This window comes from Niveispirillum irakense DSM 11586, assembly GCF_000429645.1.
GTDB classification, from domain to species: domain Bacteria; phylum Pseudomonadota; class Alphaproteobacteria; order Azospirillales; family Azospirillaceae; genus Niveispirillum; species Niveispirillum irakense.
Window position 1 is genome coordinate 165,231 of record NZ_KE386934.1, and the last position, 15,160, is coordinate 180,390.

Annotated in this window: 16 protein-coding genes; 10 read left to right on the plus strand and 6 right to left on the minus strand. The window is 62.0% G+C overall.

Features of this window, described 5'->3' with window-relative positions:
• Positions 1-12: 12 nt before the first annotated feature.
• On the minus strand, positions 13-858 hold the full coding sequence (locus tag G473_RS0119695; protein ID WP_029014511.1) for an AAA family ATPase: 846 nt from the start codon (positions 856-858) through the stop codon (positions 13-15).
• Positions 859-963: 105 nt separating this feature from the next.
• On the opposite strand from G473_RS0119695, the gene G473_RS0119700 reads away from it, so the two are divergent.
• On the plus strand, positions 964-1,185 hold the full coding sequence (locus G473_RS0119700) for a cupredoxin domain-containing protein (protein WP_029014512.1): 222 nt from the start codon (positions 964-966) through the stop codon (positions 1,183-1,185).
• Entirely contained in the window at positions 1,182-1,520 is a 339-nt protein-coding gene (locus G473_RS27985) for a type II toxin-antitoxin system PemK/MazF family toxin (protein WP_051330500.1), read from the plus strand. Before G473_RS0119700 ends, G473_RS27985 begins: the two co-directional genes overlap by 4 nt.
• A gap of 116 nt (positions 1,521-1,636) precedes the next feature.
• Here G473_RS27985 and alaS read toward each other — a convergent pair whose 3' ends face one another.
• Positions 1,637-4,300, minus strand: a complete 2,664-nt coding sequence (gene alaS, locus G473_RS0119710; protein WP_029014513.1) for an alanine--tRNA ligase — start codon at positions 4,298-4,300, stop codon at positions 1,637-1,639.
• Positions 4,301-4,502: 202 nt separating this feature from the next.
• Here alaS and G473_RS0119715 point away from each other — a divergent pair, with 202 nt between their 5' ends.
• Positions 4,503-4,820 (plus strand): hypothetical protein, encoded by a 318-nt coding sequence (locus G473_RS0119715; protein ID WP_029014514.1) that lies wholly within the window; start codon positions 4,503-4,505, stop codon positions 4,818-4,820.
• Between the two features lie 48 nt (positions 4,821-4,868).
• Here the strand turns inward: G473_RS0119715 and G473_RS0119720 are convergent, their stop codons facing one another.
• The 3 genes from G473_RS0119720 to G473_RS0119730 are packed head-to-tail and all read right to left on the minus strand — an operon-like array spanning position 4,869 to position 7,152.
• Entirely contained in the window at positions 4,869-5,900 is a 1,032-nt protein-coding gene (locus tag G473_RS0119720; protein ID WP_029014515.1) for an RluA family pseudouridine synthase, read from the minus strand.
• Positions 5,897-6,277 (minus strand): fluoride efflux transporter CrcB, encoded by a 381-nt coding sequence (gene crcB / locus G473_RS0119725; RefSeq protein WP_029014516.1) that lies wholly within the window; start codon positions 6,275-6,277, stop codon positions 5,897-5,899. The genes G473_RS0119720 and crcB overlap by 4 nt, the downstream gene beginning before the upstream one ends.
• The gene (locus G473_RS0119730; RefSeq protein WP_029014517.1) at positions 6,274-7,152 is read right to left on the minus strand and encodes a hypothetical protein; all 879 of its coding nucleotides are present in this window, start codon (positions 7,150-7,152) and stop codon (positions 6,274-6,276) included. Before G473_RS0119730 ends, crcB begins: the two co-directional genes overlap by 4 nt.
• Before the next feature lie 102 nt (positions 7,153-7,254).
• On the opposite strand from G473_RS0119730, the gene G473_RS0119735 reads away from it, so the two are divergent.
• The 7 genes from G473_RS0119735 (at position 7,255) to hemB (ending at position 14,487) form a co-directional block, all read left to right on the plus strand.
• Complete coding sequence (locus G473_RS0119735) at positions 7,255-7,734, plus strand: glutathione peroxidase (RefSeq protein WP_029014518.1); 480 nt, start codon at positions 7,255-7,257, stop codon at positions 7,732-7,734.
• Positions 7,735-7,768: 34 nt separating this feature from the next.
• A complete protein-coding gene (locus G473_RS0119740; protein ID WP_029014519.1) occupies positions 7,769-9,157 on the plus strand; it encodes an aspartate aminotransferase family protein in 1,389 nt (462 codons plus the stop codon).
• 280 nt (positions 9,158-9,437) lie between these two features.
• Positions 9,438-10,652, plus strand: coding sequence for a 5-aminolevulinate synthase (gene hemA, locus G473_RS0119745; protein WP_029014520.1), 1,215 nt, complete (start codon positions 9,438-9,440; stop codon positions 10,650-10,652).
• A gap of 169 nt (positions 10,653-10,821) precedes the next feature.
• The gene (locus tag G473_RS0119750; protein ID WP_035708421.1) at positions 10,822-11,589 is read left to right on the plus strand and encodes an Hpt domain-containing protein; all 768 of its coding nucleotides are present in this window, start codon (positions 10,822-10,824) and stop codon (positions 11,587-11,589) included.
• 157 nt (positions 11,590-11,746) lie between these two features.
• On the plus strand, positions 11,747-12,421 hold the full coding sequence (locus tag G473_RS27990) for an exopolysaccharide biosynthesis protein (RefSeq protein ID WP_051330501.1): 675 nt from the start codon (positions 11,747-11,749) through the stop codon (positions 12,419-12,421).
• 67 nt (positions 12,422-12,488) lie between these two features.
• Positions 12,489-13,427: a diacylglycerol kinase family protein gene (locus G473_RS0119760; protein WP_051330502.1), complete on the plus strand. Its 939-nt coding sequence runs from the start codon at positions 12,489-12,491 to the stop codon at positions 13,425-13,427.
• Positions 13,428-13,482: 55 nt separating this feature from the next.
• On the plus strand, positions 13,483-14,487 hold the full coding sequence (gene hemB / locus G473_RS0119765; RefSeq protein ID WP_029014523.1) for a porphobilinogen synthase: 1,005 nt from the start codon (positions 13,483-13,485) through the stop codon (positions 14,485-14,487).
• Between the two features lie 11 nt (positions 14,488-14,498).
• Here the strand turns inward: hemB and G473_RS0119770 are convergent, their stop codons facing one another.
• Complete coding sequence (locus G473_RS0119770; RefSeq protein ID WP_029014524.1) at positions 14,499-15,122, minus strand: hypothetical protein; 624 nt, start codon at positions 15,120-15,122, stop codon at positions 14,499-14,501.
• Positions 15,123-15,160 lie beyond the last annotated feature (38 nt).

Consider the following 15,160-nt stretch of genomic DNA (forward strand, 5'->3'; position numbering starts at 1 on the left):
TAAAGCGGCGGGCTATTGCCCCCGCCTTGCCATGAAGGCCAGCCGCTCGAACAGGTGGACATCCTGTTCGTTCTTCAGCAAGGCCCCGTGCAGCGGCGGGATCATCTTCTTCGGGTCGCGCTGGCGCAGCACCTCGGGCGACACATCCTCCACCAGCAGCAGGCGGATCCAGTCCAGCAGTTCCGATGTGCTGGGCTTCTTCTTCAGGCCCGGCACCTCGCGCACCTCATAGAACAGGGTCAGCGCGTCGCGCAGCAGGTCCGCCTTCAGATTAGGGTAATGCACCTCCACGATGCGGGCCATGGTGTCGGCATCGGGGAAGCGGATGTAATGGAAGAAACAGCGGCGCAGGAAGGCGTCCGGCAGTTCCTTTTCATTGTTGGACGTGATGATGACGACGGGGCGCTGGATGGCCTTGATGGTCTGCCCCGTCTCGTAAACGAAGAACTCCATCCGGTCGAGTTCCTGCAACAGATCGTTGGGGAACTCGATATCCGCCTTGTCGATCTCATCAATCAGCAGCACGGGCGGGTTTTCCGCCTCAAACGCGGTCCAGAGCGGGCCTTTGCGGATATAATTGGCAATGTCATGCACGCGCGGATCGCCCAACTGGCTGTCGCGCAGGCGGCTGACGGCATCATATTCATAAAGCCCCTGCTGGGCCTTGGTGGTGGATTTGACGTGCCAGGATTGCAAGGGCAGCCCCAACGCCTTCGCCACTTCCTGCGCCAGCACCGTCTTGCCCGTCCCCGGCTCCCCCTTCACCAACAGGGGCCGTTGCAGGGTGATGGCGGCATTGACCGCCACCCGCAGATCATCGGTGGCGACGTAATCCTGGGTGCCTTGGAAACGGGTCATGCGGGCGGCGTCCTGTCCGGGCTCAATATGGAATGCATTATTGCCGCAAGCGCCCGGAATGACTACGTTGAAGATGGTCACGGGTTTGGCGGCAGGAGCCTAGCAATGCGACAGGTTCTGAAGGATATCGAAGCGGAAGAGCTTCCCGACGCCTTGCGCCGGCTTGGAATCCAGCCAAAGCAGCGGTTACAGGTGATCGTTGACACAGATCAGGACGAAGAACCCGACATCACTGCGATGAACGCGGCGGGGGGTGCTTTCACTTGGCTGGATGAAGAGCCAGAACTCTACAGCGACGATGACCTGATAGAGCGTTTCAAGCCGTGATCGATATCCCCTTCGGATCGATCATTCTGACGGCTTTCCCTTTCACTGATCTCAGCAGCACAAAGCGCCGTCCTGCCCTGGCGCTTTCGCGGGATCAAGCAGGCGTGCCAGATATCATCGTGGCCTATATCACCTCTGTGCCACGGATAGACCCTTTTGCCGTTCCCTTATTTCCTGACCGGGAAAACGGATTAAAAGTCCCATCAATGGTTCGATTCGACAAGCTGGCCACCATCGACAAATCGATCATCAGCGGGCGATTGGGCAGCGTCAATCAAACCTGGCTGCAAAACCAGCGGGCACTTTTTTACAGCGTCTTTGGCTTTGAAATTTGATCAACCAGGGTGGCACCGTCGAAGGCGATGGCAAGCATCACCGGTCTCGCTGATCGTCAAGAAAATCGAAAAGGCGGCGGTGGCACGCTACCAGGTTCCACCGCCGCCATAAGGGATCACCCCGCCAGCGCTGCTTCCACCGCCGCGATTGCCTCCGCTGCCTTGTCGCCCTCCGGGCCGCCGGCCTGGGCCATGTCGGGGCGGCCACCGCCGCCCTTGCCGCCCATCGCCCCGGCCGCAACGCGAACCAGATCAACGGCGCTGGCTTTGGACAGGGCGTCCTCGGTCACGCCCACCACGACCGATGCCTTGCCATCGGCAACGGCGATGGCGACGACAACGCCGGTGCCGACCTGCTTCTTCAGTTCATCGGCAAACGGCTTCAGATCCTTGGCCGGCAGATCGGCGACCACGCGGCCAATGAAGCCCAGACCGTTGATCTGCTTCACTTCCGACGCGGCACCGCCGCCGCCACCGCCCAGCGCCACCTGACGACGCAGCTCGGCCAGTTCCTTTTCCAGCTTGCGGCGTTCATCCACCAGAGCCGTCACCTTGGCCACCACGTCCGCCGCCGGCACCTTCAACGCCTGGGCCGTTTCCAGCAGGCGGCCTTCCTGCTGTTCCAGATAGGCCAGCGCGCCGGCACCGGTCAGCGCCTCCACCCGGCGGATACCGGCGGCAACCGCACTTTCAGAGACGATCTTGAACAGGCCGATATCGCCGGTGCGGCGGACATGGGTGCCGCCACACAGTTCAACGGAGAATTCCTTATTCCCGTTGGCATCCATGCCGCCCATGGAGACGACGCGGACTTCATCCCCGTACTTCTCCCCGAACAGGGCCATGGCACCGATTTCGATGGCCGCATCCGGGGTCATCAAGCGGGTGGTAACGTCACTGTTGCCGCGGATACGGTCATTCACCTGGGCTTCCACCTCGGCAATGTCGGCAGCGGTCAAGGGGGTCGGCTGGGAAATGTCGAAGCGCAGCCGGTCGGCAGAGACCAGCGAGCCCTTCTGCGTCACATGCTCACCCACGCGGCGGCGCAGCGCCTCATGCAGCAGATGGGTGGCGGAATGGTTGGCGCGGATGGCACCCCGGCGACCGCCATCCACCTTCAATTCCACCGCATCGCCCACAGACAGCGTGCCCTTTGTCACCGTGGCGATATGGGCGAAGACGGCACCCAGCTTCTTCTGCACGTCACGAACGGTAACCTCTGCCCCCTTGGCAGAGATCATCACGCCAGCGTCACCAACCTGACCGCCAGATTCGCCATAGAACGGGGTCTGATTGACAACGACCAGCACCTCCTGCCCGGCTTCGGCCTTGTCCAGCCGCTTGCCTTCCTTATCCAGGATGGCGGTGACTGTGCCCTCGGCGGTTTCGGTGTCGTAGCCCAGGAACTCGGTCGCGCCCAGTTCATCCTTCACTTCAAACCAGACGCGGTCGGTCGCAGCCTCGCCGGAGCCAGCCCAGGAGGCGCGGGCTTTCTTGCGCTGTTCATCCATGGCGGCGTTGAAGCCATCCACATCCACACCGCGCTTGCGACCGCGCAGCACGTCCTGGGTCAAATCCAGCGGGAAGCCATAGGTATCGTACAGCGTGAAGGCCACCTGCCCCGGCAGGGCCTGACCGTCGGCCAGATTGCCCTCTGCCTCATCCAGCAGCTTCAGGCCGCGATCCAGCGTCTGCTTGAAGCGGGTTTCTTCCAGCCGCAGCGTTTCGGTGATCAGGGCCTGGGCGCGCACCAGCTCGCTGTAATGGCCACCCATCTCCCGCACCAGCGCCGGGACCAGACGGTGCATCACCGGTTCCTTGGCGCCCAGCATATGGATGTGGCGCATGGCGCGGCGCATGATGCGGCGCAGCACATAGCCACGGCCTTCATTGAAGGGCACGACACCGTCGGCAATCAGGAAGGCGCTGGAGCGCAGATGGTCGGCAATCACGCGGTGCGAAGTGGCGTGCGGCCCCTTCACGCTGGTGCCCGTCGCCTCCGCTGAGGCTTCCAGCAGCGCCTTGAACAGGTCGATATCGTAATTGTCATGCACGCCCTGCAGCACGGCGGCCAGACGCTCCATGCCCATGCCAGTATCGATGCTGGGCTTCGGCAGGGCGACACGTTCGCCCCCTGGAAGCTGCTCGTACTGCATGAAGACGAGGTTCCAGATTTCGATGAACCGGTCACCATCTTCATCCGGGGAACCCGGCGGGCCACCGGGGATATGGGCGCCGTGATCGTAGAAAATCTCCGAGCACGGGCCGCAGGGGCCGGTATCGCCCATCATCCAGAAATTGTCGGAGGTGGGGATGCGGATAATCTTCTCGTCCGAGAAGCCAGCAATCTTCTTCCACAGGCCGAACGCCTCATCATCGGTGTGATAGACGGTGACGGTCAGCTTTTCCTTCGGGATGCCGAATTCCTTGGTGATCAGATTCCAGGCCAGCTCAATCGCGTCGGCCTTGAAATAATCACCGAAGGAGAAATTCCCCAGCATTTCAAAGAAGGTATGGTGGCGGGCGGTATAGCCCACATTTTCCAGATCATTATGCTTGCCACCGGCGCGCACGCATTTCTGCGAGGTGGTGGCGCGGCTATAGGGGCGTGCTTCCTGACCGGTGAAGACGTTCTTGAACTGCACCATGCCGGCATTGGTGAACATCAACGTCGGGTCGTTACGGGGCACAAGCGGGGAGCTATCGACCACGGCATGGCCATTCTTCCCGAAATAATCGAGGAAGGTGGAGCGGATTTCGTTGACGGTCTTCTTGGACATGGAAACGGCCTGGCTCAAGCATGGTCGCGACAATGCGGGGCTTGGGTTTTACCGTGCCATGCCGGGCCTGTCCATGCCCGGCATTGGGGGATGGCATCCTGATCCCAGGCATATCACTTGTCCCTCATCGCATAGTACGGGCCGGTTCATGCCGTTAGGCGATGACTTTATAATAAGGCATCGGATATTGGAGCGACCACTAATGACAAATACCAGTCCCCAGACCATCGACCGGTTGCGCGCCCTGATTCTGGCCGATCAGGATTTCACCACCCGGCTGGCCGGGCTTGAAAGCCAGGATGCCATGATCGCCGCTATCAGCGATTATGCCGCGACCCATGACATGGCCGTCGATACGAAAACAATCGCCGCGGCACCGGAACTGGTCGCACAAGGCGATGAATTGAGCGACGAGATGCTGGAGAACGTAGCCGCCGGTTCCGTGTCCAACGCTAAAGGCCCAGCAGATACGCCGAACCGCTTCGGTATGGGGGTAAGCGGGCGTGTGCGGGGCCCGTAAGGCAAAAGGCGGGGAGTTCAACGATGCCTCCCCGCCACACTTTCCCTCTTAATCAAGCGACGCGAACGGGTCTTCCTTCAGGTTCGCGCTGAAGCCGAAATAGTCCCAGGCCGGGCGCATATGGTCCGGCAGGGGGGCGGTTGCGTCGATCATGCCGCCGCGCGGATGCGGGATGATGATACGGCGCGCATGAAGGTGAAGCTGGCGCTTTGCATTGGCATCGCCTTCCAGAAAAGCCGCCTGACCGGCATATTTGCCATCGCCCAGCAAGGGCGTGCCGATGGCGTTCATATGCACGCGAAGCTGATGGGTGCGGCCGGTGCGCGGCCACAGGGCAACAAACGCCGCCTTGCGGTGGGCATGTTCCAGCACCGTGTAATAGGTCTGCGCCCGCTGGCCATTCTTGGGATCAACCATCATGCGCTCGCCACCCGCCCCCGGTTCCTTGGACAAGGACAGGTCGATACGGCCCTGATGCGGGTCCGGCACGCCGACAGTGATGGCCCAATAGATCTTGCGCGCGTCCCGGCTGCGGAAGCTCTCCGTCAGGCGGCTGGCAGCAAAGGTATTGCGGGCCAGCAACAGGCAGCCGCTGGTATCCTTGTCCAGCCGGTGGACCAGCTTGGGCCGCTCCTTAGCGTCGAATTTCAACAGGTCCAGCATGGCGTCCAGATGTTTGGTCTGGCCCGTACCGCCCTGCACAGCCAGCCCGGCCGGCTTGTCCAGCACAATGACATCGTCGTCGCGATACAGAACCCGACCGCGCAGCGCGGCGATTTCCTTATCGCTGAAGCTGGGCTTACGGGCGGCGGCGGCGCCCGCTTCCTCCATCTCTACCGGTGCATCGGGCAGCGGCGGGATACGCACCGACTGGCCCGGTGCCAGCCGTGTATTGGCATCGGCCCGCTTGCCATCCACACGCACCTGTCCCGTGCGCAACAGCTTTTGCAGCGCGCCATGGCCGATCTGGGGGTAATGCCGCTTGAACCAGCGGTCGAGGCGCACATCCGCCTCGTCCTCCGTCACCAGCCTCGTTTCGACCACTTTGGCGGGGCCGCGCGCTTCATCGGCATCGCTCATGCCGTCACCATCCGTACCAGATAAAGACCGGCGAACAGGCCGCCGATCGACACAATCAAAGAGGCCAGCAGATAGAAGGCCGCCCCCGCCATATCCCCCCGCTCCATCAATGTCACCACATCAAGGGAGAAGGTGGAAAAGGTGGTGAAGCCGCCCAGGATGCCAACCGTCAGGAAGGCCCGCATCTCTGCCGAAGGCGACCAGAGATGCGCCATCAACCCGACCAGCAGCCCCATGATGGCGGAACCGACGATATTGACCGTCAGCGTCGCCCAGGGAAATCCCGTCCCCAGCCACCGCCCCATACCCTGCGCGGTGAGATACCGCGCCACGGAGCCGAGCGCACCACCGAATGCGACATAGAGGACCATCTTCATGCGCCGACCCCGAATATCCAGCCTTCACGCCGGGCGGTATCGCCATCCATTCCCGCCGGCGCCCAGGCGGACGCAAGGCGGGACAGATGGCGCAACCCGGCGGCGCTGATCATGGCATCCCCGATGTGATCATCAAACCGGTCCGGCAGCGACGCATCGGCATGGCAGCCATAAAAGGCCAATCCCGGTTCCAGAATGGCACGCTCCACCACCTTGCGATTACTGCCCAGCGCCTGTTTGCGGAACAGGGTGGGGTAGATCTCCATCACCACGCTTTGCGCAGGGCCCGGCATCGCATAGGGCCAGACGGCCAGATGATCCCCCATCCGGTGGCGCAGATGGCGCAGCGTGCGCATCCCCGCCAGCGATGCCTTGCCCACCTGCTTGGCGGCGGCCGCCAGCTTGAAGACAGAAACCGGCGTACCCGCCCCCGTTTCCGCGGCCACGCTTTCCACCCGGCGGCGCTTGGTGCTGCCATCTCCCCAATGGGCCGGTGTCGGCCCGTTGATCCAGAAACTGGGGAACAGACGCGAGTCCAGCACAGCCGCCCCGGCAAAAGCATCCGCACCGTCGGCAGCGGCCTGATCCACCAGATCCCAAAGCGCCATCATATCGGCCACGCCAGGTACCCGGCCATCCAGATAGCCGGCGGGCGCGACCCAGGGCATGGCGAAGGCGAAATCGAATCCGGCCAGGATACGGCACCCCTTGGCGGCCTGCGCTGCGATCCAGTCCGCCACGTCCAGCCGGGACCAGTAACGGCCCGCCGGCAGAAGGGGACACACGAGTCCCGCCCGGTCACAGGTGGCAACCGCAACGGAACGGGCGGGCTGTGCGCCTGTCCAGTCGATGCCAAGATAAAGATCGAATTCCATGACGGGGAATGTAGCGCGGAATCCGCTTTAAGACAGTGATACCGTTGCCCTTCGTCCCAAGGCACCGCATCATCCGCCACACAACCCTGGGGGAACGCCATCATGACCATCATCTATGATTTCACCGCCAAGACACTGGACGGCAAGGATGTGTCGCTGAACGAGTGGCGCGGCAAGGTGCTGCTGATCGTCAATACCGCCAGCAAATGCGGCTTTACCCCGCAATATCAGGGGCTGGAGGCGCTGCACCGCGACTATGCGGCCCGCGGTCTGGCGGTATTGGGCTTCCCCTGCAACCAGTTCGGCCATCAGGAGCCGGGCGATGCGGCAGAAATCGCCAATTTCTGCTCTCTGACCTATGATGTCTCCTTCCCCATGTTCGCGAAGATCGACGTGAATGGCGACAATGCCCACCCGCTCTATAAATGGCTGAAGGCGCAGAAGCCGGGCCTGCTGGGAACAGAAGCCATCAAATGGAATTTCACCAAGTTCCTGATCGACCGCACTGGCACAGTGGTGGACCGTGCTGCGCCGACGACGAAGCCGGAAGATATGCGCCAAAAGATCGAATCCCTGCTCTGATCCACACCCTTTTAGTCCTGAAGACAGGCCCATCATGACCCAGCCCGGCAATTCCCCCGCCAGCCGCGACATCGCCTATCACCTGCACCCCTACACCAACCTGAAGACGCATGAGACGGCGGGCCCGCTGATCATCGCGTCGGGCAAGGGCGTGACGGTGACCGACGAGTCGGGCAAGGAGTATATTGAGGGGGTGGCCGGGCTGTGGTGTACGTCGCTGGGCTTTGATGAGCCGCGGCTGGTGGAGGCCGCCATCCGGCAGATGCGGACCCTGCCCTTCTACCATGCCTTTGCCCATAAATCGCACGAGCCGGCGATTGATCTGGCGGAGCAGTTGATCGCCCTTGCGCCTGTGCCGATGAGCAAGGTTTTCTTCGCCTGCTCCGGGTCAGAGGCCAACGACACCGCCGTCAAGCTGGTCTGGTACTATAATAACGCCCTGGGCCGGCCGCAGAAGAAGAAGATCATCGCCCGGCAGAAGGCTTATCATGGGGTTACGGTCGCCGCCGCCAGCCTGACCGGCCTGCCTAATTGCCACCGGGATTTCGACCTGCCGATCAGCGGCATCCTCCATACCGACTGCCCGCATTATTACCGCTATGGGGAGCCGGGGGAGAGCGAGGAGGCTTTCGCCACCCGCCTGGCCGATAATCTGGAAGCGCTGATCCTGCGGGAAGGGCCGGAAACCGTAGCCGCCTTCATCGCCGAACCGGTAATGGGGGCCGGCGGCGTGATCCTGCCCCCGGAAACCTATTTCGCGAAGGTCCAGGCGGTGCTGGCAAAATATGATGTGCTGCTGATCGCTGATGAGGTGATCTGCGGCTATGGCCGCACTGGTAATATGTGGGGCAGCCAGACCTATGGGCTGAAGCCGGATATCCTCACCTCTGCCAAGGCGCTGACATCCGCCTATCTGCCTTTGTCTGCCGTGCTGGTTTCAGACCCGATCTACCGCGCCTGCGTGGATGAAAGCGCCAAGATCGGCACATTCGGCCATGGCTACACCTATTCCGGCCATCCGGTGAGCTGTGCCGTGGCGCTGGAAACGCTGAACATCTATGAGGAGCGGGACATTGTCGGCCATGTCCGCGCCCTGGCGCCCACCCTGCAACGGGGCCTGCGCAGCTTCCGCGACCATCCGCTGGTCGGGGAAGTGCGGGGCATCGGCCTGATTGGCGGCATTGAACTGGTCGCTGACAAGGCGACCAAACAGGCATTCGATCCCAGCCTGGCGGTCGGGGCGAAACTGGTTGGCTTCAGCCACCAGCATGGCGCCATCCTGCGCCCCATCGGCGATACAATCGGCTTCTCCCCGCCCCTGATCATCCAGTCAGAGGAGGTCGAGGCCTTGCTGTTCCGGTTCGAGAAGGCCTTGGCCGATACGGCAGACTGGTTGGTGCGGGAAGGCGTTAAGATCGGCTGACCGCCCTGCGGCCAGATCTTCATGACAGAAATGCGCCAACGCCTCTTGGACAGAATGATGAATTGACCGAAATCAAAGCGCGACGGGATTTCTTCCGCCAGGATTGAAAAGTGCCAGGGGATAAGGAACCATTTCCCCCTGTCTGACTTGTCTGGTAACGGCGCGACATGCCGTCGCTAGGGGTTTCGGCCCCTCTCCCTTTGCAGTAGTAAGTGGGAGTAGACATTTGGGACGGCCGGCATAGAGTATCTGGATCGGCCAAGACGGGACTAGACGGCCCATGGATTACGAGAGCTTCTTCAAGAGCCAGATTGCCGGCCTCAAGCGCGAAGGGCGTTACCGCGTCTTCGCTGATCTTGAACGCCGCGTCGGTGAGTTTCCCGTCGCCTCCTTCCATCCGGAAGAGGGGCCGCCCAAGGATGTGACCGTCTGGTGCTCCAACGATTATTTGGGCATGGGTCAGCACCCGGTGGTGATCGGGTCCATGGTGGACAGCCTGCACAAGTGCGGCGCGGGTGCCGGTGGCACGCGCAACATCTCCGGCACCAACCATTATCATGTGCTCCTGGAGAAGGAACTGGCCGACCTGCATGGCCAGGAAGCAGCCCTGCTGTTCACCTCCGGCTATATCAGCAACGAGGCAACGCTCTCCACCCTGCCGCGCCTGCTGCCCAATTGTGTCGTCTTCTCCGACGCGCTGAACCATAATTCGATGATCGAGGGCATCCGTCATTCCGGCGCGGAGAAACATATCTTCCGCCATAATGATGTTGAGCATCTGGACGCCTTGCTGTCGCGCTACCCGAAGAACCAGCCCAAGCTGGTGGCGTTCGAGAGCGTCTATTCCATGGATGGCGATATCGCCCCGATCAAGGAACTGTGCGACGTTGCTGACAAGCACGGCGCTATGACCTATCTGGATGAAGTGCATGCTGTCGGCATGTATGGCCAGCGCGGCGCCGGTGTGGCCGAACGCGAAGGCGTGATGGACCGGCTGACTGTGATTGAAGGGACGCTGGGCAAGGCGTTCGGCGTCATGGGCGGCTATATCACCGGTTCTACCGCCCTGGTGGATTGCGTACGCAGCTTTGCCCCGTCCTTTATCTTCACCACCTCTCTGGCCCCCGTCCTGGCTGCGGGTGCCCTTGCGTCGGTCATGTTCCTGAAGGAGCATAACGAGATCCGCATCCGCCATCAGGAACGCGCCGCCACGCTGAAGCGCCGGCTGATCCAGGCAGGCCTGCCGGTGATGCAATCGGCCAGCCATATCGTGCCGCTGCTGGTGGGCGACCCGGTGATGTGCAAGCAGGCCAGCGACGACCTGCTGAACATCCACAACATCTATGTCCAACCGATCAATTACCCCACTGTCCCGCGCGGGACGGAGCGGCTGCGCCTGACGCCCACCCCCTACCATGACGACCGCAAGATGGACGCGCTGGTGGAAGCCCTGCTGAGCGTCTGGAAGAATCTGGAACTGAAGCGGGCTGCCTAAATCCAGCCCTTTACCAGATTGTTAAAGCACTAAAAGCCGGTGGATGCCCCTTAGCATCCACTGGCTTTTTCATATCGGTTAAAGGCATGACCTTCCGGCCATACCAGAAAGCTTGAAGCCTCCCGGTGCCCGGTTTAGACCGTAGGGATTATCCTTTGGGAGAGTGACGATGGGCGGCATGGATATCGATGATCTGGTGGAACAACTCCAGTCGGAATTCCAAGATTATATCCATGACCGGTTGGAGGCGATCTATACCAGCCTGGAAACGGTTAAGAAGGACGACAAGGCATCCACCGAGGTGCTGCGCATCTGCCGGCGGGAAGTTCATTCCCTGAAAGGCGCCGGCAGCACCTTCGGTTATCCGATCGTGACCCTGATCGCCCAGCGCATGGAAACCTATCTGGGTGACCTGAAGGATCTGGATCGCAAGCTGATCGCCGATATCCAGACCTTCGCCGACCGCATCGCGGAAATGGCGGAACTGACAGAACAGCCTGATCTTGTCGCCACCAACCAGATCATCCGCCGCCTGCCCACCCGATTCGAGTTCGATATCACGGATGTCGATGTCCGGGACGTGGAAGTGATGCTGGTGACCCCAAACAAGCTGGTAGCCCGTCGCGCCGCCCGCGAACTGGCCGCCTGCGGCTTCCGGGTCAATATCGTTTCCGATCCGATCGAGGCTGTCTCCATCGCCGTGCGTATGCCGCCGGACATGGTGATCGCATCCGCCGTCATGGATGGGCTGGGCGGTATCGACCTGATCCGGGGCCTGCGCGCCATGTCGGTCACCGAAAATGTAAAGATGGCGCTGATGACCAGCATGGATGCCGCCCAGTTGCGCGGCGTACCTGACGACGCGGCCATCGTCCATCTGGGCCCCACTTTCCAGGATGATATTGCCGCTGCGATCACCCGCTTCAATTTGGGATGATCCTCACCATATAGGGCGTTATTCCAATGTCCCCTCCCCATGATGGGCTGATTGGGCATTGCAAATAACAAAGTCGTCACCCTTCCCGGCTATCATTCGCCGGGATGCCGGATATGGCTTGCCCTTCGGGCCCCTTACAAAAGGATCCTTCTTCCCCGTGGACACACAGCTTCCCCCAGACCGTTCCGGCTTGCCGGTTACCCTGCCTGTGCAGGGGCGCCGCGATCATCCGAAACGGACGACGGATGCCTTGTTTGAGGCGGTGCAAAGCGGCAGCAGCGACCGGATCAGCATTGGGGAATTGCTGGATGGGTTGGGCGACCGGGCCTTCGGCATCTTGCTGCTATTGTTTGCCCTGCCCACCATCCTGCCAGCGCCACCAGGCCTGTCAGCCATTACTGGCCTACCCATCATCCTGTTTTCCGTTCAGATGATGCTGGGCAGTCCCCATCCCTGGCTGCCCCGTTTCCTGCGCAACCGCAGCTTTCTGCGCAGCGATTTGATGAATATTCTCTCCAAGGCGGAACCCTGGCTGCGGCGGGTAGAGCGTATCTCCCGACCCCGGCTGACCGGCATGGTGGATGGCGCCCAGGAAAGGGTGACCGGCTTCGTGATCTTCATCCTGTCGGTCATCCTGGTCCTGCCGATCCCGTTGGGGAATATCTTCCCTTCCATCGCCATCGGGATCATGGCGCTGGCACAGATGGAGCGCGATGGCGCGACCATGATCGCCGGATATCTGACCGGTGTGGCATCAGCCATCATCGCCCTGGGGTCCGTTGCCCTTATGACCAAGATGGTCGTGTTCGCCATCAACTGGCTATTCGGATAGGATTGGAACGCCGCCTTGTGGTTCGTGTTACCCTGACCGGATCAGCAACCACCATAGGTCGGGGCGTATGCGGCTCGCCATCGTTCTCAACAGCAGTGCCGGCACCCTGCTGAATCTGGACCCGCAACAGGTCATGGCGGACATTCGCGCCGCCTTCACCCAGGCCGGGCATGTGGTGGAATGTGTCTGCGTCCCCGGTAAGGATGTGGAAAAGACCATCGACAAAGCCGCCCGCTCCGATGCCGACGTGCTGGTGGTTGGCGGTGGTGATGGCACCATCAAGACTGGTGCCAAGGCCGCTTTGGCCCATGGCAAAGCGTTCGGCGTGCTGCCACTGGGCACCATGAACCTGCTGGCCCGTGACCTGGGCCTGCCACTGGAACTGGCACCCGCCATCGAGGCCCTGGCCGATGCCGAACTGGCCCCCATGGATGTCGCCTATGTCAATGGCGAGCCGTTCCTCAATAATGCCGTGATCGGGCTTTACGCCCGCATGGTGCATGAGCGGGAAAATATGCGTCGGCGCCGTGGCTGGCGTAAATGGCCGGCCATGGCCTGGGCGCTGGTAAAGACCATCGCCGATAACCGTCGGCTGACCGTGACCCTGTCGCTGGATGATGGGCGGGTGGAACGGTTCGACACCCCCATGCTGGCCGTGGCAAACAACGCTTATGTGGAAGGCTACGGCCCGGTTCCGCACCGGGAGCGGCTGGATGCCGGGCACCTTTCCCTGTATGTCGGCCGGCATCAGACGCGCTGGCAATTGGTGCTTTTGTTCCTGCGCGCCTTGCGGTCGCGCTGGCGCAACGACCCCGACCTGATCGTTCACCACGTCCATTCCGCCACCGTCCATGCCAGCGGTCGGCATCTGCGGGTGGCGGTTGATGGGGAGTTGGAGCAACGGACGACACCCTTGCGCTTCACCATTGAACCCAAGCGCCTGCAGATCTGGCGGCCCCGACCTGACAGCGGCAGTGAAGGTGCGTCACGTCAGCGCGCGGGTTGATGCAGGCCACCTCCTAGGCGTAGCATCCGCCATCCTTTGATGAGCGGTGACCGCTATGAGCCTGTCTCCCCAGTCCGCCTTTCCCCGCGCCCGTCTGCGCCGTAACCGTGCCGATGGCTGGACCCGCCGTCTGGTGGCAGAAAACCGACTGTCTGCTGATGACCTGATCTGGCCGGTCTTTATCGTGGAGGGCGAGAATCAGCGCCAGCCCATCGCTTCCATGCCCGGCGTGGAGCGTTTGTCGCTTGATCTGCTTCTGCCGGCCGCTGCGGAGGCGCGCGATCTGGGCATTCCCTGCATCGCCCTGTTCCCGGTCGTGCCGATGGAGCGCAAGGACCCGACCGGGGCTGAAGCCACCAATCCCGATAATCTGATGTGCCGCGCCATGCGGGCGATTAAGGAACAGGTGCCCGGCATCGGCATCCTGGGCGATGTCGCACTGGACCCCTACACCACCCATGGCCATGACGGCATCGTGCGCGATGGCTATGTGCTGAATGACGAAACCGTTGAAGTCCTGACCCGGCAGGCGCTGGTCCAGGCCGATGCGGGCTGCGATATCATCGCCCCGTCGGATATGATGGATGGCCGCATCGGCACCATCCGCGATGCGCTGGAAGCGCGCGGCCATGGCCTGACCCGTATTTGCGCCTATGCCGCCAAATATGCCTCCGCCTTTTACGGCCCGTTCCGGGAGGCCGTGCAATCCGGCGGCCTGCTGAAGGGCGACAAGAAAACCTATCAGATGGACCCGGCGAACAGCGCAGAGTCGCTGCGCGAAGTGGCGATGGACATCGCCGAGGGTGCGGACATGGTGATGGTCAAACCCGGCCTGCCCTACCTGGATATTGTCCGCCGGGTGAAGGAGGAATTCGCCGTTCCCACCTTCGCCTATCATGTCAGCGGGGAATACGCGATGCTGCGCGCCGCCAGCGCCAATGGCTGGCTGAATTATGACGCCGCCCTGCTGGAAACCCTGCTGGGCTTCAAGCGGGCCGGGGCAGATGCCGTGCTGACCTATGGCGCGGTGGACGCCGCCCGCCTGCTGCGGCAGGGATAAGTACGATCGGATCAGGCAGGCGGCTTCCAGGGCGGAACGATCGCCGCCTGTTCCTGATCCAGCCGACCGGCACAGACAATGTTGGCCGCTCCGGCCGTGAAGGCTTCCGCCTCTGGCCGGCGCAGCGTCACTTCCAGCAGCACCATATCGACCAGCATCTCACCAAACGGCTCCGGCCGGCCGCTGCTGCCCCGCGTATCAGCCCCGAACAGGCGTTGCAGATACCAGGGTGGCCCGGACAGGCCGGAAGGGGCGCCGGCCAGCAAATGCTCGCGCACCAGCGTATAAATTTCCTGGCACTGGTCCAGCGACCGCGCCTTGCCCGATACTGGCAGGGATATATAGGCCAACACCCGCCGGTCGAACGGCCGGAACAGGGTGCCCGCTTTCACCGCCCCACCCCGCCCACCTTCCAGGGATAGGGCCGTGACGGATGCCTGGACATCACGACCCAGGCGCAGCATGCCCCATTCCAGCAATGTGACCGGTGTTTGCGACAGATAGGCGTAAAGACCGGGATCAACTGGCGACACCGGGGTGGTGGGCCCGGGCTGCTGTGCCGTGGCCGGCATGGTGGGCAATCCCGCAACGGCGAGCAGCGCGGTGATCAACAAAGCCCGAACCAGTACCGCCATCTTTCACCCCACCGATTAAGTACAGCAAGGCTACAGGG